This is a genomic window from Caulobacter sp. GW821-FHT10F06 (assembly GCF_058809215.1).
Genome location: NZ_JBXASK010000005.1, coordinates 289,020 through 313,089 on the forward strand (window position 1 = coordinate 289,020; position 24,070 = coordinate 313,089).

Consider the following 24,070-nt stretch of genomic DNA (forward strand, 5'->3'; position numbering starts at 1 on the left):
TAATGGCGCGATCCTAGCGTCACCGCATGACCGATCGTTTCGCCACCGACTTCGAGGCCCTGTTCCGCACCGTCTATGTCACGGCCGCGCGGCGCGTGCGCGACAAGCGCGAGCGGCTGTCGCCCGAGACCGTGGCCCTGCTCGACCACCTCGCGGCGGCCGGCCCGCTGACGTCCTCGGAGCTGTCCAGGCACATCGATCGCGCACCCAGCACGCTGAGCGAAATGGTCGACCATCTGGTCGGCAAGGCGCTGCTGACCCGCGACCGGGATCCCCTCGACGCTCGCCGCAGCCTGATCTGGCTGACCCCGACCGGCCAGGCGGCCCTGACCGAGGCGCGCGAGGTGCTCGATCACGACCAGCTGGCGCGCGCCGCCGCCGGTCTTTCGCCCGAGCAGCGCGACGCCCTGCTCGATCTCTTCCAGACCTTCGTCGCCCAGCTGAAAGGAGCCCGACCATGAGCCACAACTGCGAAAGCTGCGGCCAACCGATCGAGAACGGCCACTACTGCCAGTACTGTGTCACCGAGGACGGGACCTTGCAGGACTTCGACACCCGGTTCGAGCGGATGGTGCAATGGCAGGAGCGGCGCGGCAGTCCGCGCGGCCAGGCCGAGACCGAGACGATCGCCTACATGGCCAGGATGCCGGCCTGGAAGGATCACCCCCAGGTGCTGGCGCGGCTCTCGGCCTGAGGCTTTCTAGACGCCAAAATTCTTGTCATCACGGCCGCACCCCGGCGAAGGCCGGGGGAGAGCCGGGACCCAGCACAGCCGCAATGCGCCGGCCCCTGGGTCCCGGCAGCGCTACGCGCTTCCGGGATGACAAGCATTTTGGACCTCTAACGAGGTAGAAGGCGGCTCTAGGCCTGGCCAGCGGTGCCGCGCAGGCGCAGCCACTCGCTGGCGAACTTGGCGCTGATCTTGGCGTCCTCGAACACCACCCGGCGCAGCTGGCCAGCCAGCTCAGGGGCGTCGTGGATGATCACGAAGGGAAAGCCGTTCGCCGACAGGAAGCCGCGGACGAAGGTCGAGAAGCGGTCGGCCTCGTCGGAATTGGCGAGGCGGATCTCGGCGGTGGCGTCGGTCGGGACCATGGCGGTCTCCCCTGTGGCAGCCCCACCCTAACGCACGAATTCGCATTTGCGAACCAGCTTCGCCGCTGCGAAATAATCCGTGATAAGTTTACAGCGATCCGGCAGGCCCGCGTGGGGTTCGCCAGATCGCTGTAATCCTTATGGAATCGGTCTTAGAGGATCGACTGGCCGGTGCCCGCCCAGTCCTTCAAAAACTGCTCCAGACCCTTGTCCGTCAGCGGATGCTTGTAGAGGTCGGAGAACACCGAGGGCGGGATGGTCACGACGTCGGCGCCGACCAAGGCGGCCTCCTTGACGTGGGCGACGTTGCGCACCGAGGCGGCCAGGATCTCGGTCTCGTAGCCGTAGTTGTCGTAGATCGTGCGGATGTCGCGGATCAGGTCCATGCCGTCGAAACCATAGTCGTCCAGGCGGCCGATGAAGGGCGAGACGAAGGTCGCGCCGGCCTTGGCGGCCAGCAGGGCCTGGGTCGGCGAGAAGCACAGGGTGACATTGGTCGAGATGCCCTCGCTGGCGAAGGCGGCGCAGGCGATCAAGCCGTCGCGGGTCAGCGGGATCTTGACCACCACGTTGGGGGCGATGCCGGCCAGCTTCTTGCCTTCGGCGATCATCGCCTCATGGGTGGTGGCGGCGACTTCGGCGCTGATCGGGCCGGGCACCAAGTCGCAGATCTCGGCGATCACTTCCAGCATCGGACGGCCCGACTTGGCGATCAGGGTCGGATTGGTGGTGACGCCGTCCACGAGACCCGTGGAATTGAGGTCGGCGATGACCTTGGTGTCGGTGCTGTCGAGGAAGATCTGCATGATGCTCTTACGCTGAATTTATGGGGGTTTTGCCCGGTTTATCGCGCCGGGGCCGGCCACGCCAGCACAAGCTGGTCCGCGACGCGCTCGACAGCTGACCGCCAGGGTTGTGGCGTGAAATCGAACACCCTGGCGAGTTTTCCGCTGTCCAGCGGCGAGCGCGGCGGACGGGCGGCGGGCTCGGCGAAGGCGGCCTGGGTTGTCGGCTCCAGCCGGGCGCGGGTCAGCGGATCGCGGTCGATGGCGGCCTTGGCGAAGTCGAAGCGACTGGTCTCACCGGCATTGGCGAAGTGGAAAAGGCCAAAGGCCGGGTCCGCGGCCTCAGCGCTGGCCCAGCGCCTGGCGTTGGCGACCATGAAGCCGGCCAGGGCCTCGCCGTCGGTCGGGCTGCCATGCTGGTCGGCGACCACCTTCAGCACGTCGCGAGAGCGGCCCAGCTCCAGCATGAACGAGACGTAGTTGCGGCCGTAGCGGGAGAACACCCATGACACCCGCAGCACCGCCGTGCGCGGGTGGGCCAGAACGGACTCTTCGCCCGCCAGCTTCGAGCGGCCATAGACGCTGATCGGTTCGGCGGGGTCGGTCTCGACATAGGGCCGGCTCGTCTGGCCGTCGAAGACGCTGTCGGTCGACAGATGGACGAAGGGCAGGCCGCGCTCGGCGCAGGCCGCCGCCATGGCGCCCGGCGCGGTCGCGTTGACCGCGAAGGCGGCTTCCGGCTCGGCCTCGGCCTTGTCGACCATGGTGAAGGCGGCGGCGTTCCAGACGAGATCGCAGTCGGCCGCCAGGATCGCCGCGCGGATGGCGGCCGGGTCGGTCAGTTCGACCTGCGCCCGCGACAGGGTGGTGAGTTCGACCTGGCCTTGCGCGGCCGCGACCAGCGCCTGGCCGACCTGTCCCGTCGCGCCGAACTGCAGGACTTTCAGGGTCATTTGAGGCCCGGGACCCGGTCGCCCAACACCGCGACGACGAAGGCGTGCAGGTCGCCGCCGGGGAACAGGTAGCCCGGCATGCCGGCGCGACGGCCGGCTTCGACGTCGCTGTCCTTGTCGCCGATGATCACCGCCTCGGCGGGCGTCAGGCCGGCGTCGGCCAGCCCGCGCAGCAGCATGCCGGGATTGGGCTTGCGGTCGGGATGGTCGGCGACGCGATAGGCCGGGGTGGCGGCGTCTTCGTGGTGGGGCGCGAAATAGAAGGCGTCGATCTTGCCGCCCAGCGGCGCCAGCTGCTTCTGCATCTCGGCATGGAAGCCGTTCATGGCCGCCTCGTCGAAATAGCCGCGCCCGATCCCCGACTGGTTGGTGACCACCATCACCTTCAGCCCGGCGCGGGTCAGGGCCGCCACCGCCTCGCGCGCGCCGTCGATCCAGTCCAGCTTTTCGGGATCGCTGACATAGCCATGATCGATGTTGAGAACGCCGTCCCGGTCGAGGAAGACGGCGCGAAGAGGCGGCTGGGTGTCCATGGATCGAGCTTTATCGCCTGAGAGCGCATCGCAACAAGGCTCCGTCTTGGCGGGACCCGCCGACTTCGCCTAGAAAACACCCGCACCTGGAGAGCACCCGATGACCGACGCCTTCGCCGACGCCGTTCGCCTGCGCGATTTGCTGAAGGGATGGGCGCTGTCCGCGGCCTTTCCGCTCTGGTGGAAGGTCGGCGCAGACCATGCGGGCGGCGGGTTCTTCGAGACCATCGAACAGTCGGGCGAGGCCAAGGATTCACCGCGTCGGGGCCGGGTGCTGCCACGCCAGATCTACGCCTTCTCGACCGCTGGCGAGCTGGGCTGGGATGGCCCCTGGCGCGAGGCGGTCGATCACGGTCTGGACTATTATCTGAAGGTCTATCGCAAGCCTGACGGCCTGTTCCGAGCCCTGGTCGGGCCGGGCGGCGTCAGCCTGGACGACAGCGCCGCGCTGTATGATCAGGCCTTCGCCATGTTCGCCTTGGGCCTGGCCACCAAGGTCAGGCCGGAGCGCACCGACCTCAAGGCGATCGCCGTGTCGGTGCGCGAGACCCTGATGGCGACGCTGAAGCATCCGCTGGGCGGCTTCCACCTGACCGTCCCCGAGACCCTGCCGTTGCAGTCCAATCCGCACATGCACCTGTTCGAAGCCTGCCTGGCCTGGAACGAGGTCGACAGCGATCCGGCCTGGCGCGCCCTGGCCGACGAAATCGCCGAACTGGCGCTGTCCAAGTTCATCTCACCCGAGACCGGCGCGCTGCGCGAGTTCTTCGCCGCCGACTGGAGAACCGGTCCGGGCGTCGACGGCCGCATCTGGGAGCCGGGCCACCAGTACGAGTGGGGCTGGCTGTTGCTGCGCTGGGGCAAGCTGGCCGGACGCCCCGACGCCATCGCCGCCGCCCTGCGCATGCTGGACCTGGCCGAAGCCGTCGGTTGCGACGCTGATCGAGGCGTGGCGATCAATTCCATGCTCGACGACATGAGCGCTCACGACGCCGGCGCGCGCCTGTGGCCGCAGACCGAACGCATCAAGGCCGGCGTCCTGGCCGCCGAGATCACCGGCGATGACAAGTGGTGGGGCGTGGCGGCGGCGGGGGCCGAAGGACTGTTGCAGTATCTGCGTACGCCCGTGCCGGGACTGTGGCGCGACAAGCTGAAACCGGACGGCTCCTTCGTCGAGGAAGCCGCGCCGGCCAGTTCGTTCTACCACATCGTCTGCGCCATCGGAGAGATGGACCGAGCGGTTACAGCCGCCGCGTGACGAGCAGGGTCGCGGCGGTCGAGGCGGTGACCGAGGTCGCCGCTTCGATCGTCTTCAGCGCGCCGTCCAGGCTGGTGTCGCCGGTCAGCACCTGAACCGACCCGACGGGAAGCTCGGCGCTCTCGCCGGCCTTCAACGTCCAGACCGACACTTCCGAGCCGCCGACGGTGCTCAGCACCTTGCGCGGACCATCGCCGCGGTCGCGGCCGGTGGCGATCGAACGGCCATCGCGCTTGAGGCCGTCGACCAGGGTCTTCACGGCCTGGCTGGCGTCGCGATGACAGACCAGGATGGCGTCGGGTTCTGCCACCACCACGATGTCCGACAGGCCGATGACGCCAACGAAGGGTCCGGTCGAGCGGACCAGCACGTTCTGGCTGTCGATCAGGGCCACGTCGCCGGACGCGGCGTTGCCGGCCTCGTTCTTGGGGAAGGCGTCCCAGATGGCGTCCCAGGCGCCCAGGTCCGACCACGAGAAGGCGGCGGGGACGACGGCGGCCTTCTTCGTCCGTTCCATCACCGCATAGTCGAGCGAGATCTTGGCGGCGCCGGAGAAGGCGGCCTTGTCCAGGCGGGCGACGCCGTCTGTTATGGTCAGGGCGGCCACGCAGGCGCGGGCGGCGTCCGAGATGCTGGGCTCGAAGGCGTCGAGTTCGCCCAGCAGCATGCCGGCCTTGAAGGCGAAGTTGCCGCTGTTCCACAGATAGCCGTCGTCGACATAGCCCTCGGCGGTGGCGCGGTCGGGCTTCTCGACGAAGGCGGCGACGGTGCTGACGCTGCCGTCCAGCAGCGCCTCGCCGGGCTGGATATAGCCGAAGCCGGTGGCTGGGGCGGTCGGCTTGACGCCGAAGGTGACGATCCAGCCCTCGGCCGCGGCCTTGGCGGCGGTGACGGCGGCTTCGCCGAAGATCTCGGGCTGCGCGATATAGTGGTCGGCGGCCAGCATCAGGGCCACGCCCTCGGGGTCGCGCGACTGGACATAGGCGGCCGCAGCGGCGACGGCTGGGGCCGAGTCGCGGGCCTCGGGTTCGACCAGTATGGTGACCGGTACGCCGATCTCGGCGGTCTGGGCCAGCACGAAGTCGACCATGGCGCCGCCGGTGACAATGACGATCTCGGCTCGGCCGGGCAGGGTCGCCACTCGCAGCACGGTGTCCTGGAAGCTGGACTTGTCACCGATCAGCTTCAGGAATTGCTTGGGCTGGTCAGCCCGCGACGCTGGCCACAGACGCGTGCCCGAGCCGCCGCACAAGATCACCGGATAAATCGCGCTCACAGGTCCCCCACAGTCTCTCGACCCCCACTCAGGATCGAAGCGTCAACTAGCACGGGTCTCTTAACGGCCGCTGGTGACGAACCGCACAAAGCTCGAACTTTTTAGCGCGATCGCCTCAGATCGCCGTATTGGCGTGCAGTTCCGCCAGCCAGATGTCGGCGGCGGCGTCCGAGGGCATGCGCCAGTCGCCGCGTGGCGACAGGGCGCCGCCGGACGAGATCTTCGGGCCGTTGGGCATGGCCGAGCGCTTGAACTGGTTGGCGAAGAAGCGCTTCAGGAAAAGCTCCAGCCAGCGCTTGATCTCGGCCAGGTCGTGGCTCTTGCGCTGAGCGTCCGGCGTTCCGACCGGCCAGGCGCCGAGGGTCGCGTCATGCCAGGCGGTCCAGGCCAGGAAGGCGATCTTCGATGGGCTCATGCCGTAGCGGGTCAGGTAGTAGAGGTTGAAGTCCTGAAGGGCGTAGGGCCCCACGAAGCTCTCGGTGGCCTGCACCTGCTCGCCCGGCACCAGCTCCGGCGAGATCTCGGTGTTGAGGATGTCTTCCAGCAGGTCGGCGGTCGCCGCGTCGACGTCGCCCGAGGCGGCCACGAAGCGGATCAGGTGCTGGATCAGGGTCTTGGCCACGCCCGAATTGGGATTGTAGTGGCTCATCTGGTCGCCGACGCCGTAGGTGCACCAGCCCAGGGCCAGCTCCGACAGGTCGCCGGTGCCGACGACCAGCGCGCCGTTGTGGTTGGCCAGGCGGAACAGATAGTCGGTGCGCAGGCCCGCCTGGATGTTCTCGAAGGTCACGTCATAGACCGGCTCGCCCCGCGAATAGGGGTGGTCCAGGTCCTTCAGCATCTGCTCGGCGGCCGGGCGGATGTCGATCTCGTCGGCGCTGACGCCCATCGCCGTCATCAGCTTCCAGGCGTTGGACTTGGTGCGGTCCGAGGTCGCGAAGCCGGGCAGGGTGTAGGCCAGGATGTTGGCGCGCGGCAGGCCCAGCTGGTCCATCGCCTTGGCGGCGACGATCAGGGCGTGGGTGGAGTCGAGGCCGCCCGAGATGCCGATGACGAGCTTTTTCAGGCCGGACGCCTCGACCCGGCGGGCCAAACCCTGGACCTGGATATTGTAGGCCTCGTAGCAGTTCTCGCGCAGCTTGGCGGGGTCGGACGGCGTGAACGGAAAGCGCTCGACCGCGCGGGCCAGGGCCAGCTCGCCCTTGGGCGGCGTGAAGTCGAACGGCGCGATCCGGAACGGCGTCGCGGGCGGAGCCAGGGTCGTGGCGTCGCCGAAGCTGACCACCCGCATGCGTTCCTGGCGGATGCGGTCGACATCGACGTCGGCCATGGCCATCACGGCCGTGGTCGAGAAGCGTGGCGTTTCGGCCAGCAGGGCGCCCAGCTCGTGGATGTCGGCGTGGCCGTCCCAGGCGACGTCGGTCGAGCTCTCGCCCGCCCCCGCCGCCGAATAAACATAGGCCGCGATGGCCCGCGCCGACTGGCTGGCGCACAGCAGGCGGCGGGTCTCGGACTTGCCGATGGTGATGTTGCTGGCCGACAGGTTCAGCAGGATCTCGGCCCCGGCCATGGCCTGGGCGGTGCTGGGCGGGGTGGGCGTCCAGACGTCCTCGCAGATTTCGACGCCGACCGTGAACGGCGACGGGCCGCCACAGCGAAGAAGGATATCCGTCCCGAACGGCACGGTCTCGCCGGCCAGGGTCAGGGTCTTGCCGACCGCGCCCGCGCCCGGCGTGAACCAGCGCCGCTCGTAGAATTCGCGATAGTTGGGCAGAAAACTCTTGGGGATCACGCCCCGCACCTGGCCGCCCTGGATGGCGACGGCGGTGTTGTAGAGCCGACCGCCGTCGCGCAGCGGCGCGCCGACCACGAACAGGGGCGCGAGCGTTTCGCTGGCCTGGGCCAAGGTTGTGATCGCCGCCTCGACCGCGTCGAGCAGGGCGTCCTGTTGCAGCAGGTCGTCGATCGAATAGCCGGTCAGGCCCAGCTCCGGGAACACCAGCACGGCCACGCCGGCCGCGTCGGCCTCGCGCACCAGGTCCAGCACGCTGACGGCGTTGGCGGCCGGATCGACCAGCTTGACCTTGGGCACGGCGGTGGCGACGCGGACGAAGCCATGGCGGTAGGGCGAGAAGAACGGAAGGTTCGCCAAGGCTGGCCCCTTAGTTATGCTGAAAATGAGCATAAGTCTCGATCCAGCTATAGCCCGTCCGGCCGTTGTTGCAAAGCACCGATGCGACATCGAAGTGTCACGCGAAAGCCCGCGAAACTTGACCCACGGGGGTCATCGTGCGACCTCGCGCCCGCGCAGCCCTGCATAACAAACGACAAAGTCGACCCCCATGCCCGTTTCGCCCATCAAGATGGCCGACGCGATCCGCGTCCTTTCCATGGACGCGGTCCACAAGGCCAAGTCCGGACACCAAGGCATGCCGATGGGCATGGCCGACGTCGCGACGGTGCTTTGGGGCAAGTTTCTGAAGTTCGACGCCAGCAAGCCCGACTGGGCCGACCGCGACCGCTTCGTGCTGTCGGCGGGCCACGGCTCGATGCTGATCTACAGCCTGCTTCACCTGACCGGCTTCAAGGCCGTGACGATGAAGGAGATCGAGAATTTCCGTCAGTGGGGCTCGCTCACTCCCGGCCACCCGGAAGTGCATCACACCCCCGGCGTCGAGACCACCACCGGTCCGCTGGGCCAGGGCCTGGCCACCGCCGTCGGCATGGCCATGGCCGAGGCCCACCTGTCGAGCCGCTTCGGCTCCGACCTCGTCGATCACCGCACCTGGGTGATCGCTGGCGACGGCTGCCTGATGGAAGGCGTCAGCCATGAAGCCATCAGCATCGCCGGCCGCCTGAAGCTCAACAAGCTGACGGTGCTGTTCGACGACAACAACACCACCATCGACGGCGTCGCCACCATCTCCGAGACCGGCGATCAGGTCGCGCGCTTCAAGGCCGCCGGCTGGGCGGTCAAGGTCGTCGACGGCCACGACCACGGCAAGATCGCCGCCGCCCTGCGCTGGGCCACCAAGCAGGACCGCCCGACCATGATCGCGTGCAAGACGCTGATCTCGAAGGGCGCGGGTCCGAAGGAAGGCGACCCCCACAGCCACGGCTACACCCTGTTCGACAACGAGATCGCCGCCTCTCGCGTCGCCATGGGCTGGGACGCCGCGCCGTTCACGGTGCCGGACGACATCGCCAAGGCCTGGAAGAGCATCGGCCGTCGCGGCGCTAGCGTCCGCAAGCGTTGGGAAGGCCGCCTGTCGGCCTCGCCCAAGGGCGTCGAATTCAACCGCGCGATCTCGGGGGCCCTGCCGGCTAACGCCTTCGAGGCTGTCGACGCCCACATCGCCAAGATGGCCGAGACCAAGCCGGCCAACGCCACGCGCGTCCACTCCGGCGCGGCGCTGGATCACCTGATCCCGTCGATCCCGGAAATGATCGGCGGCTCGGCCGACCTGACCGGCTCGAACAACACCCTGGTCAAGGGCATGGGCGCGTTCGACACGCCCGACTATGCCGGCCGCTACGTCCACTACGGCGTGCGCGAGTTCGGCATGGCCGCGGCGATGAACGGCATGGCGCTGCATGGCGGCGTCATTCCCTATTCGGGCACCTTCCTGGCCTTCGCCGACTACAGCCGCGCCGCCATCCGCCTGGGCGCGCTGATGGGCGCCAAGGTCATCCACGTGATGACCCACGACTCCATCGGCCTGGGCGAAGACGGCCCGACCCACCAACCGGTCGAACACGTGGCGTCCCTGCGCGCCATTCCGAACCTCCTGGTCTTCCGTCCGGCCGACGCGGTGGAAGCCGCCGAGTGCTGGAAGGTCGCGCTGGAGCAGACCACGACCCCGTCGGTCATGACCCTGTCGCGCCAGAAGACCCCGGGCGTCCGCGCCTCGGGCGAGCAGAACCTGTCGGCCAAGGGCGCCTATGAGCTGCTGGCGGCCGAGGGCGGCGAGGCGGCGGTGACGATCTTCGCCACCGGCACCGAGGTCGGCGTGGCTGTCGCCGCGCGCGATATCCTGCAGGGCCAGGGCAAGCCGACCCGCGTGGTCTCGGTTCCCTGCTGGGAGCTGTTCGACAAGCAGCCGGCCGACTACCGCAAGGCCGTCATCGGCACGGCGACCAAGCGCGTCGCGGTCGAGGCGGGCATCCGCCAGGGCTGGGAGCGCTTCATCGGCGAGGACGGCGCGTTCGTCGGCATGACCGGCTTCGGCGCCAGCGCCCCGTTCGAGCGGCTCTACAAGGAATTCGGCATCACCGCCGAGGCGGTGGCGAAAGCGGCCGAGTAGGACGACAGAGGCCCTCGCTTCCGGCGGGGGCCTTTTTCTTGGCCTGCCAAGCTCAGCCGGCGAGGGCGCGCTCGATGCGCGGCAGGTCGGCGACGATCTCGCCGGTCTCGGAGGCCGTGTGGATCACCGGCCAATAGGCCAGGTCGTGCACCGCCGCCTGGCGCAGGAACCACTGATCGGTCACCGTGTCGGGCGTCAGCTCGATCACCCGCCGCGCGCCGCGCAGCAGCGGGGCCAGGGTCTGGCCTGAACCCCAGGCCGACACCAGCACCTCGGCCCGCGCGATGGTCCGGGCCTGGTCGGCGGCGTCCATCACCGCCGGGTCTATGATTGAAAAGCCGCGCGCGACCAACAGGGCCTCCAGGGCGTCCTGGTCGCGCACCGCCCGGGTCTCGCCCGCGCCCCGCCGGACATAGACGCCCGGCAGCGGGGGTTCCGTCCCGGCGGCGGGCGCCAGCACCTCGCGCAGCCAGGCGAAGAACGGGATCGAGAAGGCGCCGGGGAAATAGACCCCGTGGCCGGCCAGGGCCGAGGAGACGCCGGCCTGCTCGAACAGCACGACGGACTTGCGCAGGACCCGCCGCGATGCGGCCGGGACGCCGCAGCGCTCCAGCAGCGGCTCCATCCAGGGCTTGGGCAGCGGCCAGTGGGCCAGCCGCGCCTCGCCCGAAGCCAGCAGATCGCGGAACAGATAGACCTGCAGCAGGCCGTCCAGCACGAAGTGACCGAAGGCCTGGTAGCCGTAGTGGCAGAACGGGATCGAAAGGCCGGGCACGCGCTCGACAGCCGAGGCGGGCAGAACGCGGGTGGGACCGACATCGGCCTCGACCAGGTGGGCCGGCATGTGGTCGACGCCGCCGACATTGAACTCGTCGATCAGGCCCAGGCCGGGAGCGAAGATCCCCGCGCTCAGCCGCAGCATGCCCAGGTCCCGGCCGCGCGCCACCACGAAGCGGCGCGACTGATAGAGCGTGCAGTGGATCGCGTGGTCGGGGTTGGCGGGGCGCTCGGCCTGTGGCGCGACCACATGGCTGATGTCCAGCAGGTCGCCGGCCCAGCTGTGCTCGACCTTCAGCGCGGGGCGGGGCGCGCGCAGGCCGGCGCGCCAGGTGAGGCGGGTCAGCGGGCCGGGTCGCCGCGCGGGGTCGAAGCGGTCCAGGCCGAGCTCTTCCAGGGAACCGCCGTGCGGCAGGTGCATGATCGCGCAATTCAACAGACGGTTCGGGCGCCGGGCCCGAGGGTCATTCCGCTCTAGAGGCGCGCGTCGAGGAACTCAAGGAAAGCCTGCAGCGGCGTGCGCCACTGGAACGAGGTGTTGGGCCGAAGCAGACCGTCGATGACGATCTCCTTTTCCTCGATCGGCGAAGGGGCGAAGAAGCCATGCCAGTCGGCCCCGACATAGTGGCAGACTCCCCGCACCCAGATGCCCGTGAAGTTGCTGGGCTGGATCTCGAACACCTTCGCGCCCGGCTTGCAGAACAGGGTGTTGGCCAGGGCGGCGCCGGTCGGGGCGACGATGAGGTCGGCGTCGCGGAAGAGGGCGATCTGCCGGTCCACCGACAGCAGCTCGGGCTTGACCACCGTGAAGCCGCGCCCCTCCAGCTCGGCTTCCAGCTCGCCTTCGTTGACCATCAGCCGCTTGTCGTCGCCGCGCCGGCTGACATAGATCCGCCGGGCGCCGCCGTCGGCGACGTTGGTATTGGCCAGCATCCGCTCGCGCACCCAGTCCAGCGGATGGTTCGGGGCGTGCAGGAAGTGGTCCATGGTGCTGGCGAAGACAACGTCGCCCAGGCTGATCAGCGGGGCGGCGATCTCGACCGGACGCGACACGGGCTCGGCGCCGAGCAGCAGCCGCACGCCCTGACGCTGCCAGTCGGTCAGGGGCGGGGCGATCAGGCGGCGCTCGTCCAGCAGGCCGGCCAGCTTCAGCGTCGCCAGGCCCGGCAGGCAGTCCAGCAGGAAGTGTCCGTAGTTGAACCGTCCGCCCCAGGCCATGAACACCGCGGCGCTGTTGACGTGCGGCAGGCGGGCCGGCGGGGCCATGGTGGCCAGACCGCCGGCGACGGTCACATAGGGCAAGGCCCCCAGGGTTGGGGTCAGGTACAGGGCCTCGCCGATCGACGACTTCATCACCTGGCCCGACCGGTCGATCACCGCGCCGAACTCGGGCGCATGCAGCACGTCGCGGAGGCGGCTGATGGTGACGCCGTAGGCCGGAGCCCCGCCCGCGCCGGCGTGCCACTCGGGGCAATCCTCGCCGGCGGTGCGCCCGATCAGGCGTTCGCGCATCACATCCTCGCGGATGTGGTGGTCGTGGGTGAACCGCATGACGCCCCCCGTCGCCGACGACGCGAAGGCCTCGCCCAGGCTGTCGACGTGGGGCAGGGCGGTCAGGTCTGGAACGACCTTCAGGTCGAGCGCGCGTCGCCACAACGGCGCGGAGCGCGGTCGCAGGCGATGCATGGCCCGAGTCAGACGGCCGGAAAGGTCAAGCATCCGCGCTACAGATCCCACTGAACGCTGTGTCCCCCCGCGCTGACCACGGCGCCCATGGCGCGTTCGAACGCGTGGGCGAGCGTTCCGTCAATGCGACCCAGCTCAGGTTCGAAGGGATAGTCCTGGATCGGCGCGGCGTGAAGAGCCTTGAAGGCTTTCATGCGACCCCAGAACATCGATCCGGCCGCGAACTCGGTTTCGGCGTTGTGCCGGAAGCCCAGTTTGCGGGCCAGAACCGCCATGGCCGGGCCGTTGTTGAACATCACCGCGTGGTCGCCCAGCCGCATGCGGGCGCTGGCCGGGGCCAGCAGGCCCAGGCGCGGATCGCCGGCGAAACGGGCCAGGGCGGCGTCGGTCGCAGCCGGGGCGATCAGGCCCTCCAGCAGGGTGTCGCGCCACTGGGCTCCGTCGGACAGGTGGGGCGACTTCTTGGAGTGGACCTTGCAGAACACGCCATAGCCCAGGTCGTCGGCCAGTTTCAGCGCCAAGAGGAACGGGGCGATGTCGCGGCCCTGGTTCGGGGTCGGGACCAGGCGCGCGCCGGGAATGGCCCTGGCCAGGGCGGCCAGCTCGGCGTCCGACCACAGGTCGGGGAAGGTGACGATGACGTCCAGCCGGTCGCGCAGCGGGGCGACGCGGGCGGCGAACTCCTCGATCAGGTCGGCGTAGAAGACGTGCAGCAGCAGGACGGCGTCGTGGGTCTTCGGCGCGGCGGCCGAGGCGACGACCAGCGGATGGTCGGCGGCGATGCGCGGGGCGCGGGCCTCGATCGCCGCACGCAGGGCCTGGGCCGAGCCGTGGCCGAACCAGCGGTCGGGCTCGAGATAGGCGCCCTCGCCCCACTCGTTCCAGGCGTTGACGAACACCAGACGCTCGCCGGCCGGCGCCAGGCGCGCGGTGCAGTCGAGCGCGGCGCCGGCCCAGCGGTGGAAGAGATCCGGGGCGGCGTTGTGAAACACATTGCCCATGCCCGGCTTGCGGGCCTCGTTGTCCCAAGACGGCATCACGCCGGGATAGCGGCGCGGATCCTCGCGACCCGCCAGGTTGTCGACACGGTCGTCGACCACGGCGGCGTAGTCGTAGATCTTGCCGCCGAAGCTGGTGTTCAGCAGCTGGACCTCGCGGGTGATCTCGCCGACCGCCAGGGCGTGGGGCGGGAACTCGACCAGACCGTCGAAGCCGGCCGCGCGGTACTCCGAAAAGCCGAAGGCGTTGGTGCACAGCAGGAACAACTCGCCCAGCCCCGCCGCGCGGGCTCGCTCGCGCCAGCGGGTCACGGTGGCGACGGCGTCGGGCAGGATGTCGGGGCGATAGACGACGATCAGCGGCTTGCCGTCGATCCGCACATAGCGGGGCGAGGCGATGTAGCGGGCCAGGTCGTCGAACAGGGCTACGTCGTCTTCGGGCGAGTGGTTCTGGGCGATCAGGACGTCGGATTCCTGGCCGTCCCACCGCCGGGTCCAGTTCTCATTGGCCCAGCACAGGGCGAACGGCAGGTCGATGGTCTCGTCGGCGACGAAGGCGTCCAGCGGCCGTTCCAGCAGGCGGTGGCCGCCGAACCAATAGTAGTGGAAGCAGAAGGCGTCGACGCCGGCCAGGTTGGCCAGGCGGGCCTGGTCGCGCAGGGTCTCGGGCGCGCGCAGGTCGTAGAAGCCCAGCTCGCCGGGCAGGCGCGGCTGCAGATGGCCGGCGAACTGCGGCGTGGCCTTGCTGACATTGGTCCACTCGGTGAACCCCTTGCCCCACCACCGGTCGTTCTCGGGAAACGGGTGGAACTGCGGCAGGTAGAAGGCCAGGACCTTGGGCGTGTCGGCGGCGCGGCGGGGCGCCGTCAGGGCCGGGGCGGCGAACTGCGGGCTGCGCAGGTTGCGGGCCACCTCGAAGCTTCGCACATAGGCGTCGCGCCAAGGCCCTCGGCCGAACGGCGCGGCCTGCAGCAGACGGCTGAGGCCATGGCGCGGATCACGGGCCGCGGCGGCGGTCAAGCGCAGGGCGTTCTGCGCCCGGCCGGGCAGGCGGCGGGTCACCGAGCGGATCAGCCGGCGCGGACCCGAGATCCGCCGCACGTTGGGCGAGGGCTCGGACGCCGGCTCGACGGAAAACTCGGTCACCTCGAACACGCAGGGTTCGCTGGACGGGTCGAAGCGGATGCGGCGCAGGCCGCCGGCGTTGGAATGGGCGACCGCCGTGTAGACGCCCTCTGAGACGTAGCCGAGCGCCTTGCGCGACTCGGCGCTGAAGCCGTCGCCCCAGTCCACATAGATACAGGGCTCGACGATCTTGCCTTCCAGAGCTTTCAGCCGGACGGTGACCCGCGCAGCCGACGCGCCCTCGAAGCGGGCTCGCTCATCCTTCTCGACCCGCCAGAGCATCTGGGGATCGTCGGTCACGGCCCGGAACCGACCGGGCGTCTCGGCGGGGGCCAGGCCCTTCAGCGCAGTGGGAAGTCTTGCCTGGGGATGTCTGGCGCTCACGCGGCGTTGCTTCTCTCGATCCATTCGGCGGTCGAGCCCTGGAAGGTCGGCACGCCGCCCTCCATGGTCATGATCCGGTTGCAGACCTTCCGCGCCAGGCTGTGGTCGTGGGTGGCGATCACCACGATCTTGGCCTTGTCGACCATGCTTGTCAGCCGCGCCGCGGCCTTTTTCTGGAACTCGGCGTCGCCGGCGCTGATCCACTCGTCCATGATCAGGATATCGGCGTCCATCTGGGTGGCCACCGAGAAGGTCAGGCGCGCCATCATGCCGGCCGAATAGGTCTTGAACGGCATGTGGACGAAGGCGCCCAGCTCGGAGAACTCGATGATGTCGGGCAGGCGGCGCTTGATCTCGCGATCCGGCATCATCTGCATCATCGCCAGGTTCTTGATGTTCTGCAGGCCCGACGCTTCGGGGTCCAGGCCGATGCTCATCGAGATCATCGAGCTGACCTTGCCGCGCACGTCGACGACGCCGGCGCTGGGCTCATAGACGCCGGCCAGCACCTTCAGCAGCGAGGTCTTGCCCGAGCCGTTGTGGCCGATCAGGGCCAGGCGGTCGCCCTCGGCGAGCTTGAAGTTGATGTTCGACAGCGCCCGGATGATCGTGACGTCCTTGCCGGCCCGCATCATCCGGCCGCCCACGGCCATGTCGAGCACCGCGTTGCGGAGCGACTGGGCGCGCACGCTGTAGAGATTGTAGTCGAGCGTGACGTCTTTGAGTTCGATGGAACAGGTCATCTTGCCCTACAGCCAGAACACGACGCGACGGCGGAAGAAGGTCAAGCTTACCACCGCGGCCACGGCGCAGGCTCCCAGGATCGCCAGGGAGGCGATCAGGTCGCCGGTCGGGATGGGATGGCCCATCAGCGGCTGGCGCAGCATCTCGAGCGTGTGCGCGAACGGATTGAGGTCGACGACCCAGTGCATGTGCTCGGGCACCTGGGCCCGGCGCCAGAACACCGGCGTCAGCATGAACAGGCCCTGGGCGACGAAGCTGGTCATGTAGTTGATGTCGCGGAAGCGCACCGACAGCATGCCCAGCGGAATGCTCAGGAAGAAGGCGATCAGCAGCACGATCGGCAGGGCGACCAGCAGCTCCCAGTGCGGGACCACGGCCAGCCGCAGCACCAGCATGATCAGCCACAGGCCGACGATCTGGTGGAAGAAATTGATCAGGACGCGGCTGATCTGCATGTAGGCGTGGAAGCTGACGGGCAGCTTCTGGACCTGCATCACGCCCGAGCCGGTGACGAAGGTGTTGGCGATCTCGGGCAGGACGCCGCCGGTCAGTGACCACGACACCACGCCGATCATGATGAAGGGCAGGCTGTCGCGGAAATTGCCGCCGAACATCTGGCCGAACACCAGGGCCAGGGACAGGGCGGTGGCCAGGGTGCTGCTGGCCAGCCAGAAGGGGCCCAGCAGGGTGCGGCGATAGCGGGTGGCGGTCTGCTCGATGCTGACGCGCCACCACAGGGGCGCCAGGCCGGCGCCGCGATACAGATCCTGTATGGCGGCTTTGAAACTCCCGACGAGGCTCATTCAGAAGCCATTCCTGCTGGCGGCAAACAAATCTGGACACTCACTCGAACCGTTGGCGCCGAGCGAAATTCCCCAAACACCTCGTCCCACCGAAGCGGGCGCCTTCTTAACAGGCCTTTGGAGCTTGTGAAACATTTCATCCGGCGGTCCCGACCCGCTGATTCTCCTGGAGGTTTAGGCCGCTTCGCGCTCCCGAAACAGAGGCGAAAACTCCGCCGGCCGCCCGCCTAGCGACACGCCGCTCAAGGACGATCGGGACGGGCGGCGAACGCTCCGGGGGAAGGCTTCAGCTGACGGCGATCGAGCGCAAATAGGCGCCGTATGGCGACTTCTGTAGGTCGTGGGCCAGCTTCAGCAGCTGGTCGGTGTTGATCCAGCGGTTCTGGTAGGCGACTTCCTCGCAGCAGCCGATCTTCAGGCCCTGGCGGTGCTCGATGGCCCGCACGAATTCCGAGGCTTCCAGCAGGCTGTCGTGGGTGCCGGTGTCGAGCCAGGCAAAGCCCCGGCCCATCCGCTCGACCGACAGGGCGCCGTTCTCGAGATAGATGCGGTTGATGTCGGTGATTTCCAGCTCGCCGCGGGGCGAGGGCTTCAGGTCGCGGGCGTAGTCGACGACCTTGTTGTCGTACATATAGAGGCCGGTAACCGCCCAGTTGGAGCGCGGCTGGACCGGCTTTTCCTCGATGGTGATGGCGCGGTTGTTGTCGTCGAACTCGACCACGCCGTAGCGCTCGGGATCCTTGACCAGATAGGCGAAGACCGAGGCGCCGTTCTGGGCGCGGGTCGCCGCGCCTTCCAGCATCCGGCCCATGCCGGCGCCGTAGAACAGGTTGTCGCCCAGGATCAGGGTCGAGGGGCCGGTACCGACAAACTCCGCGCCGATGCGATAGGCGTCGGCCAGGCCGGTTGGCTCGGCCTGCTCGGCATAGACGAAATTGACGCCCCAGCCCGAACCGTCGCCCAGCAGGCCCTGGAACAGCGGCAGGTCGCGGGGCGTGCTGATGATCATGATGTCGCGGATGCCCGCCATCATCAGGATCGAGATCGGATAATAGATCATCGGCTTGTCGAAGACCGGCAGCAGCTGCTTGCTGACGCCCAGGGTCACCGGATGGAGGCGGGTGCCCGATCCACCGGCCAGGATGATGCCCTTCATAGGAATAGTACCTCTACTGCCCCGAGCGGCCTGGGCCGTTCTTAGCGGTGGCCCTTGGCGGCAAGATATCTGTCCAGAGCGTCTTGCCATGCCGGCATCGTCCGGCCCAGCGCCTTTTCGACCTTGCCGTTGGCCAGGACGCTGTAGGGCGGCCGGCGGGCGGGGGTCGGAAACTCGCTCGTGGGGATCGGCGACACGGTGGCGGACACGCCCGCGCGGTCGATGATGGCCTCGGCGAACTGATGCCAGCTGGCCGCGCCGGAATTGACCACGTGATAGAGGCCGGCGCGGGCCTCGACCTTGATCAGGTCGAGAAGGGCCTCGGCGGCGTCCCATGAACTGGTCGGCGACATGATCTGGTCTGCGACGACCTTCAGCGCGCCGCGCTCGCGGCCGAACTTGATCATGGTCTCGACGAAGTTTCCGCCCTTGCCGCTGGCCCCGGCCACGCCGAACAGCGAGGCCACGCGGGCGACGATGACGTCATCATGCTCCAGCCGGGCCAGGTTTTCGCCCAGGGCCTTGGTCGCGCCATAGACATTGACCGGCGCCGCGCCGGCCTCTTCGTCCAGCGGCGTGCGTTGAGCCTGGCCGCCGAACACATAGTCGGTCGAGACCTGCACCAGCCGCGCCTTCCTGACCGAGCAGACCTTGGCCAGCGCCTCGGCGAATTGGGCGTTGATGGCGAGGGCCGGAGCCGGGTCTTTCTCGCAGTCGTCCACCCGAGTGACGGCGACGCTGTTGATGGCGACGTCGAAGTCGAGATCCGCCAAGGCCGTGTCGAGACCCGCGCGGTCGGCGGCGTCGAACCGCGGGCGCTGCAGGGCGATCAGGCTAAGGCCGCGCGTCGCAGCGATGGCCGAGATGTCCTGGCCCAGCTGGCCGTTGGCCCCGAACAGGGCGATCCGGGGAGTCGACATCAAGCCGACTTCAGGCCCAGGCGCTGGCCGTCATAGCGCTCGCGCAGCGGCCGCCACCAGTCCTCGCGGGCCAGGTACCATTCGACGGTCTTGCGCAGGCCGGTGTCGAAATTCTCCTGCGCCTTCCAGCCCAGCTCGGTTTCCAGCTTGGTGGCGTCGATGGCGTAGCGGGCGTCGTGGCCGGGGCGGTCATGGACGAACTGGATCAGGTCGCGGCGCTTGAGGCCGGCTTGGGGCCGCAGCTCGTCCAGCAGGTCGCAGATGGCTTCCACCACTTCGAGGTTGGTGCGCTCGTTGCGGCCGCCGACATTGTAGCTCTCGCCGACCACGCCCTTGGTGGCGATCAGCACCAGCGCCTTGGCGTGGTCGTCGACATAGAGCCAGTCGCGGATGTTGTCGCCCTTGCCATAGACCGGCAGCGGCTTGCCCTCGAGGGCGTTCAGAGTGACCAGCGGGATCAGCTTCTCGGGGAAGTGATAGGGGCCGTAATTGTTCGAGCAGTTGGAGACCACCACCGGCAGGCCATAGGTGTGATGCCAGGCGCGGACCATGTGGTCGGACGAGGCCTTTGAGGCCGAATAGGGCGAGCGCGGATCATAGGGCGTGGTCTCGGAGAACAGCCCCTCGGCGCCCAGGCTGCCGAACACCTCGTCGGTCGAGATGTGGTGGAAGCGGAAGGCTTCGGCCGCGGCGCTGTCCAGCGTCCGCCAGTACTCCAGCGCCGCCTGCAGCATCACATAGGTGCCGATGACATTGGTCTGGATGAAAGCGCCGGGGCCGGTGATCGAGCGGTCGACATGCGACTCGGCGGCCAGATGCATGATGTGGGTCGGCTTGAACGCGGCGATCGCCTGGGCGACCGCGCCGGCGTCGGCCACGTCGCCCTTCACGAACGAATAGGCGTTGTTGCCCTGGATGTCGGCCAGGCTGGTCTCGGACGCCGCATAGGTCATGGCGTCGAAATTCAGGATGGCGACGTCGCCGCCCAGGCTCGCCAGGTAGCGGCAGACCGCCGATCCGATGAAGCCGCAACCACCGGTGACCATGATGCGGAGGTTATGCGACATGGGGGCCCTTCCGAGAACTAAGCCCGCCCCGTAGCTCAGAAATCCCCGCCGATGCAACCCGGGGCCTTGGATCGGGCGCGTTGGCGAGGAGCCGAAACCTCGTCCTTCGACAAGCTCAGGATGAGGTTTCTACTGCTGGGCCTCTAAATGGACCTCATCCTGAGCTTGTCGAAGGACGAGGTCCACGCAAGGCGCGGGCGGCCTTAGTCCGTGAACACCACCGTCTTGCGGGCGTTGAGCAGCACGCGGTCTTCCAGACGGTAGCGCAGGGCCCGGGCCAGCACGCGGCGCTCGATGTCGCGGCCCTTGCGGATCAGGTCCTCGGGCGTGTCGCGATGGCTGATGCGCTCGACGTCTTGTTCGATGATCGGACCTTCGTCCAGGTCGCCGGTGACGTAGTGGGCGCTGGCCCCGATCACCTTCACGCCGCGCGCATGGGCCTGGTGATAGGGCTTGGCGCCCTTGAAGCCGGGCAGGAACGAGTGGTGGATGTTGATGCAGCGTCCGGCCAGCTTGGCCGACAGGCCGTCCGACAGCACCTGCATGTAGCGGGCGAGAACGACGATGTCGGTCTTTGTCTCCTGGATCAGTTTCCAGAGCTCGGCTTCCTGCTCGAACTTGGTCTCCTTGGTCACCGGCAGGTGATGGAAGGGCAGGCCCGACAGGTCGACATTGGCGTAGGTTTCGGCCGGGTGGTTCGAGACGATCCCGGCGATGTCCATCGGCAGCTCGCCGATCCGCCAGCGATAGACGAGATCGGCCAGACAGTGGTCGAACTTGCTGGCCAGGATCAGCACGCGATAGCGGTCGGTGCGATTGCGCAGCGTCCACTTCATCGACAGGGCGGTCGCCACAACCGTGAAGTCGGCGCGCAGGGCCTCGCGATCGGCGGCGTCGGCGTCGAACACCACGCGCATGAAGAACTGACCGGTCTCCTGGTCGTCGAACTGCTGGGCGTCGAGGATGTTGCAGCCACGCTCGAACAGGAAGGCGGAGACCTTGGCGACGATGCCGCGCTGGTCGGGGCAGGAGAGGGTCAGGATCATGGTCCGCTCCCTCTAGAGACCTTCCGCGCCGAAGAAAAGCGCCAGGCCGCGCCGGGCGAGCACGAAATCGCTCGCGACGGGAGGAAATCGTCGCCGGTTCGGCACGGTCTTGCCCCGTCGGCGATCACTGGTCGCGATCTTGCCCGACCCGGGTAGGCGGCGCGGCCGGAACGGGTCTAGGCTCGGGCCATGTCCTCCTCTTCCGAAGCGCTTTCCGACCGCGCGATCGACGTCCTGGCCAAGCTGGTCGCGTTCGACACCACCTCGCGCCTGTCCAACCTGGCCCTGATCGAGTGGGTCGAGGCCTATCTGTCGAACCTGAACGTGCCCTCGCGGCGGGTGCCCAATGTCGACGGCACCAAGTCCAACCTGCTGGCCACCATCGGCCCGGCGGTCGAGGGTGGGGTCGTGCTGTCGGGTCATACCGACGTGGTGCCGGTCGATGGCCAGCCGTGGTCGACCGATCCTTTCGTGCTGACCGAAAAGGACGGTCGCCTCTACGGGCGCGGGACCTGCGACATGAAGGGCTTCCTGGCGCTGGCCCTGGCCGCCGCGCCGGACCTGGCAGCCGCGACGCTGAGCAAGCCCGTTCACCTGGCCTTCTCCTATGACGAGGAAGTCGGCTGCCTGGGCGCGCCCGACATGATCGCGGTCATCGCCCGCGACCTGCCCAAGCCGGCTCTGGTGGTGGTCGGCGAGCCCACCGACATGGTCGCGGTCAGCGGCCACAAGGGCATCGCCTCGTTCCGGGTCACGGTCAGCGGCCGCGAAGCCCACTCCAGCCTGACCCACCTGGGCGTTTCGGCCAACATGGCGGCGATCAAGCTCATGGCTGGCCTGGTCGAGCTCTCCGAAACACTGGAGCGCGAGGCCGACCCCCATTCGCCGTTCACGCCCAAGGGCGCGACCCTGACCATCGGCCAGGTCAATGGCGGCACCGCCGTCAATATCCTGGCCCGCGAATGCGTGTTCATCTTTGACCTTCGCACCCCGCCGGGACTCGACCCGATGGCGATCCTGGCCGACTTCTTCGCCAGGGCCGAAGCGATGGACGCCGAACTGAAGGCCCGTGCGCCCGAGGCGGGAGTCAAGGTCGAGCGCCGCTCGCTGACGCCATCCTTCGCGCCCGAGGTCGACGGCGTGGCCGAAGCCTTCGCCCGCCGCATGGCCGGCGACAACGGCCCGGCCCGCGTGGTGCCCTATGCCGCCGAGGCCGGACAGTTCCAGGGCGCGGGGTTCTCGACGGTGATCTGCGGGCCGGGGTCGATCGACCAGGCGCACCAGCCGGACGAGTTCGTGGAGATCAGCCAGATGCAGCGCGGGGCGGCGTTCATGGCGCGGTTGGTGGAGGATCTGTCTGCCAAATGACGGGGGCCACAACCTCGTCCTTCGACAAGCTCAGGATAAGGTTTTGGGCTGCACAGGTCGTAATTGGACCTCATCTTGAGCCTGTCGAAGGGCGAGGTCCGCAACCCGTGTGGCGGCCCTACCGAAGCTTCCGAATAATGATCCGTCGCCCGATGAACGCGGCCGGGTCGATCGCCATCACGCGCAGGATCGACAGCCACCCCGCCTTGCGCCGCGTCTGGACCGCCTTGCGGTCGGCCAGCACGGCCTTGAACGCATCACCCTTCAGCGCCGCGCGAATGCCCCGCACCGCCGGCCCGGCGTCGCCCCGGCGCAGGTGTAGCAGCAACAGCCCACTGGTCACGGCCACGTGCAGCGGCGTGGTCAGCCACAGGAGCGCGGTCGGAGTGTTCTTGACGAAGGTCCATATTCGGTTGCGCGAGCCGTGGAAGATCGCGAAGTCCGAGCGCACGCCGGTGCTGGCCGAGCCGACATGGGCCACGCGGGCGTCGGGGAGCAGCAGGGTCTTGCGACCGGCCAGGCGCAGGCGATAGCCCAGGTCGACATCCTCGCAGTAGCAGAAGAACCGCTCGTCGAAGCCGCCGAGGTCTTCGAACAGCGCCTTGTCGATCAGCATGGCCGCGCCGCAGGCCGAAAACACCTCGCCCTCGTGGACGGCGCTCGACAGCTTGCGGCCGTAGCCGCCCCGGAACGGGATGCCGGCGGACGTCATGTTGTCGCCGGCTCCGTCGAGCACGCTCGGATCGTCCGCCGAGGTCTGCAGCGAGGCGAAGCTCTCGACGGCCGGATGCCGCGCCGCGCCGTCGATCAGGGCCTGCAGCCAACCCGGCTCGGGAAAGGCGTCCGGGTTGAGCAGGGCCAGCCAGCGGCCGCGCGCGCGTTTCACCGCCAGATTGTTGCCGGCGGCGAAGCCAAGATTGGCGTGCGGCTCGAGGAAGACGATCGACGGATCGGCGGCCACTGCGGCCTGGGGCGCGCCGTCGGTCGAGGCGTTGTCGACCAAGAGGATCTCGAAGTCACGGAAGGTCTGGGCCGCCAGGCCGGCCAGGCAGCGCGCCAGGGTGGGGCCGCTCTCGTACGAGACGATGATCACGCTGACGCTGGGCGCGCTCTTGTCATCGGCGTTCACAGACGGCATCGGTGGCGAGCGAGTCCCTTGAGAGTTCCGGCCATGAAAATCACGCCCCTGGCGATTCCCGAAGTCCTGCTTATCACGCCCGCCCGCCATGGCGACGAGCGTGGCTGGTTTTCGGAGACCTTCCGCCAGTCGGCGCTGGAGGAGGCCGGATTCACCCGGATCTTCGTGCAGGACAACCACGTCCGCTCGACCACGCGCGGCATCCAGCGCGGCCTGCATTACCAGAAGCCGCCGCACGCCCAAGACAAGCTGCTGCGCTGCGTCGTGGGCGCGATCTTCGACGTCGCGGTCGACATCCGGAAGGGCTCGCCGACCTATGGCCAGTGGGTGGGGGCCGAGCTGTCGGCCGAGAACCGGCAGCAACTGCTGGTGCCGCAGGGCTTCGCCCACGGCTACTGCACGCTGACCGACGACTGCGAGGTGCTTTACAAGTGCACCGATTATTACGCGCCCTCGGCTGAAGGGGCGGTGCGCTGGAACGACCCGGCGGTCGGCATCGACTGGACGATCCCCAACAGCGAGATCGGCGCCAACGCGCGGGATGAGGCGGCGCCATTGCTGGCCGAGATCGACTCGCCTTTTGTCTACGGGGGCTAGTCACTCGCCCCTCCGCGCTGGCGCGCTCGATCTGCCCCCTATGGGGGCGGACGGCTG

At 68.3% G+C, this 24,070-nt stretch carries 22 protein-coding genes; 6 read left to right on the plus strand and 16 right to left on the minus strand.

Annotated elements, in window-relative coordinates; genetic code table 11:
- Window positions 1-26 precede the first annotated feature (26 nt).
- Together AC1RUS_RS13395 and AC1RUS_RS13400 are read left to right on the plus strand one after the other, a co-directional pair.
- Window positions 27-461, plus strand: a complete 435-nt coding sequence (locus AC1RUS_RS13395; RefSeq protein WP_492916857.1) for a MarR family winged helix-turn-helix transcriptional regulator — start codon at window positions 27-29, stop codon at window positions 459-461.
- Window positions 458-694: a hypothetical protein gene (locus AC1RUS_RS13400; RefSeq protein WP_492916859.1), complete on the plus strand. Its 237-nt coding sequence runs from the start codon at window positions 458-460 to the stop codon at window positions 692-694. The genes AC1RUS_RS13395 and AC1RUS_RS13400 overlap by 4 nt, the downstream gene beginning before the upstream one ends.
- Before the next feature lie 167 nt (window positions 695-861).
- Here AC1RUS_RS13400 and AC1RUS_RS13405 read toward each other — a convergent pair whose 3' ends face one another.
- The 4 genes from AC1RUS_RS13405 to AC1RUS_RS13420 all read right to left on the minus strand — a co-directional run bounded on the left by AC1RUS_RS13405 (window position 862) and on the right by AC1RUS_RS13420 (window position 3,366).
- A complete protein-coding gene (locus AC1RUS_RS13405; RefSeq protein ID WP_492916861.1) occupies window positions 862-1,095 on the minus strand; it encodes a hypothetical protein in 234 nt (77 codons plus the stop codon).
- A 152-nt stretch (window positions 1,096-1,247) separates the two neighbouring features.
- Window positions 1,248-1,901, minus strand: coding sequence for a fructose-6-phosphate aldolase (fsa, locus tag AC1RUS_RS13410; protein ID WP_492916863.1), 654 nt, complete (start codon window positions 1,899-1,901; stop codon window positions 1,248-1,250).
- Window positions 1,902-1,939: 38 nt separating this feature from the next.
- Complete coding sequence (gene rfbD / locus AC1RUS_RS13415) at window positions 1,940-2,827, minus strand: dTDP-4-dehydrorhamnose reductase (RefSeq protein ID WP_492917120.1); 888 nt, start codon at window positions 2,825-2,827, stop codon at window positions 1,940-1,942.
- 2 nt (window positions 2,828-2,829) lie between these two features.
- Window positions 2,830-3,366, minus strand: coding sequence for a D-glycero-alpha-D-manno-heptose-1,7-bisphosphate 7-phosphatase (locus AC1RUS_RS13420; RefSeq protein WP_492916865.1), 537 nt, complete (start codon window positions 3,364-3,366; stop codon window positions 2,830-2,832).
- Between the two features lie 100 nt (window positions 3,367-3,466).
- On the opposite strand from AC1RUS_RS13420, the gene AC1RUS_RS13425 reads away from it, so the two are divergent.
- Complete coding sequence (locus tag AC1RUS_RS13425; RefSeq protein ID WP_492916867.1) at window positions 3,467-4,624, plus strand: AGE family epimerase/isomerase; 1,158 nt, start codon at window positions 3,467-3,469, stop codon at window positions 4,622-4,624.
- Here AC1RUS_RS13425 and AC1RUS_RS13430 read toward each other — a convergent pair.
- Both AC1RUS_RS13430 and AC1RUS_RS13435 read right to left on the minus strand, forming a co-directional pair.
- Window positions 4,608-5,900, minus strand: coding sequence for a mannose-1-phosphate guanylyltransferase (locus AC1RUS_RS13430; RefSeq protein ID WP_492916869.1), 1,293 nt, complete (start codon window positions 5,898-5,900; stop codon window positions 4,608-4,610). The two genes, AC1RUS_RS13425 and AC1RUS_RS13430, sit on opposite strands and share 17 nt — an antisense overlap.
- Window positions 5,901-6,015: 115 nt before the next feature.
- Window positions 6,016-8,052 carry an NAD(+) synthase gene (locus AC1RUS_RS13435; RefSeq protein WP_492916871.1) on the minus strand — a complete coding sequence of 679 codons (2,037 nt, stop codon included), beginning with the start codon at window positions 8,050-8,052 and terminating at the stop codon, window positions 6,016-6,018.
- A gap of 190 nt (window positions 8,053-8,242) precedes the next feature.
- On the opposite strand from AC1RUS_RS13435, the gene tkt reads away from it, so the two are divergent.
- Window positions 8,243-10,204, plus strand: coding sequence for a transketolase (tkt, locus tag AC1RUS_RS13440; RefSeq protein ID WP_492916873.1), 1,962 nt, complete (start codon window positions 8,243-8,245; stop codon window positions 10,202-10,204).
- A 52-nt stretch (window positions 10,205-10,256) separates the two neighbouring features.
- Here the strand turns inward: tkt and AC1RUS_RS13445 are convergent, their stop codons facing one another.
- From AC1RUS_RS13445 to purU, 9 genes are all read right to left on the minus strand, one after another.
- A complete protein-coding gene (locus tag AC1RUS_RS13445) occupies window positions 10,257-11,402 on the minus strand; it encodes a glycosyltransferase family 61 protein (protein WP_492916875.1) in 1,146 nt (381 codons plus the stop codon).
- Window positions 11,403-11,455: 53 nt separating this feature from the next.
- Entirely contained in the window at window positions 11,456-12,700 is a 1,245-nt protein-coding gene (locus AC1RUS_RS13450) for a glycosyltransferase family 61 protein (RefSeq protein ID WP_492916877.1), read from the minus strand.
- A gap of 5 nt (window positions 12,701-12,705) precedes the next feature.
- Window positions 12,706-15,174: a glycoside hydrolase family 99-like domain-containing protein gene (locus tag AC1RUS_RS13455; protein ID WP_492916879.1), complete on the minus strand. Its 2,469-nt coding sequence runs from the start codon at window positions 15,172-15,174 to the stop codon at window positions 12,706-12,708.
- Complete coding sequence (locus AC1RUS_RS13460; RefSeq protein ID WP_492916881.1) at window positions 15,171-15,917, minus strand: ABC transporter ATP-binding protein; 747 nt, start codon at window positions 15,915-15,917, stop codon at window positions 15,171-15,173. The genes AC1RUS_RS13455 and AC1RUS_RS13460 overlap by 4 nt, the downstream gene beginning before the upstream one ends.
- A gap of 6 nt (window positions 15,918-15,923) precedes the next feature.
- A complete protein-coding gene (locus AC1RUS_RS13465) occupies window positions 15,924-16,721 on the minus strand; it encodes an ABC transporter permease (RefSeq protein ID WP_492916883.1) in 798 nt (265 codons plus the stop codon).
- A gap of 286 nt (window positions 16,722-17,007) precedes the next feature.
- Window positions 17,008-17,877 (minus strand): glucose-1-phosphate thymidylyltransferase RfbA, encoded by an 870-nt coding sequence (rfbA, locus tag AC1RUS_RS13470; RefSeq protein ID WP_492916885.1) that lies wholly within the window; start codon window positions 17,875-17,877, stop codon window positions 17,008-17,010.
- Between the two features lie 41 nt (window positions 17,878-17,918).
- Window positions 17,919-18,797, minus strand: a complete 879-nt coding sequence (gene rfbD / locus AC1RUS_RS13475) for a dTDP-4-dehydrorhamnose reductase (RefSeq protein ID WP_492916887.1) — start codon at window positions 18,795-18,797, stop codon at window positions 17,919-17,921.
- On the minus strand, window positions 18,797-19,864 hold the full coding sequence (rfbB, locus tag AC1RUS_RS13480) for a dTDP-glucose 4,6-dehydratase (protein WP_492916889.1): 1,068 nt from the start codon (window positions 19,862-19,864) through the stop codon (window positions 18,797-18,799). Before rfbB ends, rfbD (AC1RUS_RS13475) begins: the two co-directional genes overlap by 1 nt.
- 203 nt (window positions 19,865-20,067) lie before the next feature.
- Window positions 20,068-20,910: a formyltetrahydrofolate deformylase gene (purU, locus tag AC1RUS_RS13485; RefSeq protein WP_492916891.1), complete on the minus strand. Its 843-nt coding sequence runs from the start codon at window positions 20,908-20,910 to the stop codon at window positions 20,068-20,070.
- 189 nt (window positions 20,911-21,099) lie between these two features.
- Here purU and argE point away from each other — a divergent pair, with 189 nt between their 5' ends.
- Window positions 21,100-22,278 (plus strand): acetylornithine deacetylase, encoded by a 1,179-nt coding sequence (gene argE / locus AC1RUS_RS13490; protein WP_492916893.1) that lies wholly within the window; start codon window positions 21,100-21,102, stop codon window positions 22,276-22,278.
- Window positions 22,279-22,396: 118 nt separating this feature from the next.
- Here the strand turns inward: argE and AC1RUS_RS13495 are convergent, their stop codons facing one another.
- Entirely contained in the window at window positions 22,397-23,416 is a 1,020-nt protein-coding gene (locus AC1RUS_RS13495) for a glycosyltransferase family 2 protein (RefSeq protein ID WP_492916895.1), read from the minus strand.
- A 33-nt stretch (window positions 23,417-23,449) separates the two neighbouring features.
- Here AC1RUS_RS13495 and rfbC point away from each other — a divergent pair, with 33 nt between their 5' ends.
- On the plus strand, window positions 23,450-24,013 hold the full coding sequence (rfbC, locus tag AC1RUS_RS13500) for a dTDP-4-dehydrorhamnose 3,5-epimerase (RefSeq protein WP_492916897.1): 564 nt from the start codon (window positions 23,450-23,452) through the stop codon (window positions 24,011-24,013).
- The last annotated feature ends 57 nt before the right edge of the window (window positions 24,014-24,070 follow it).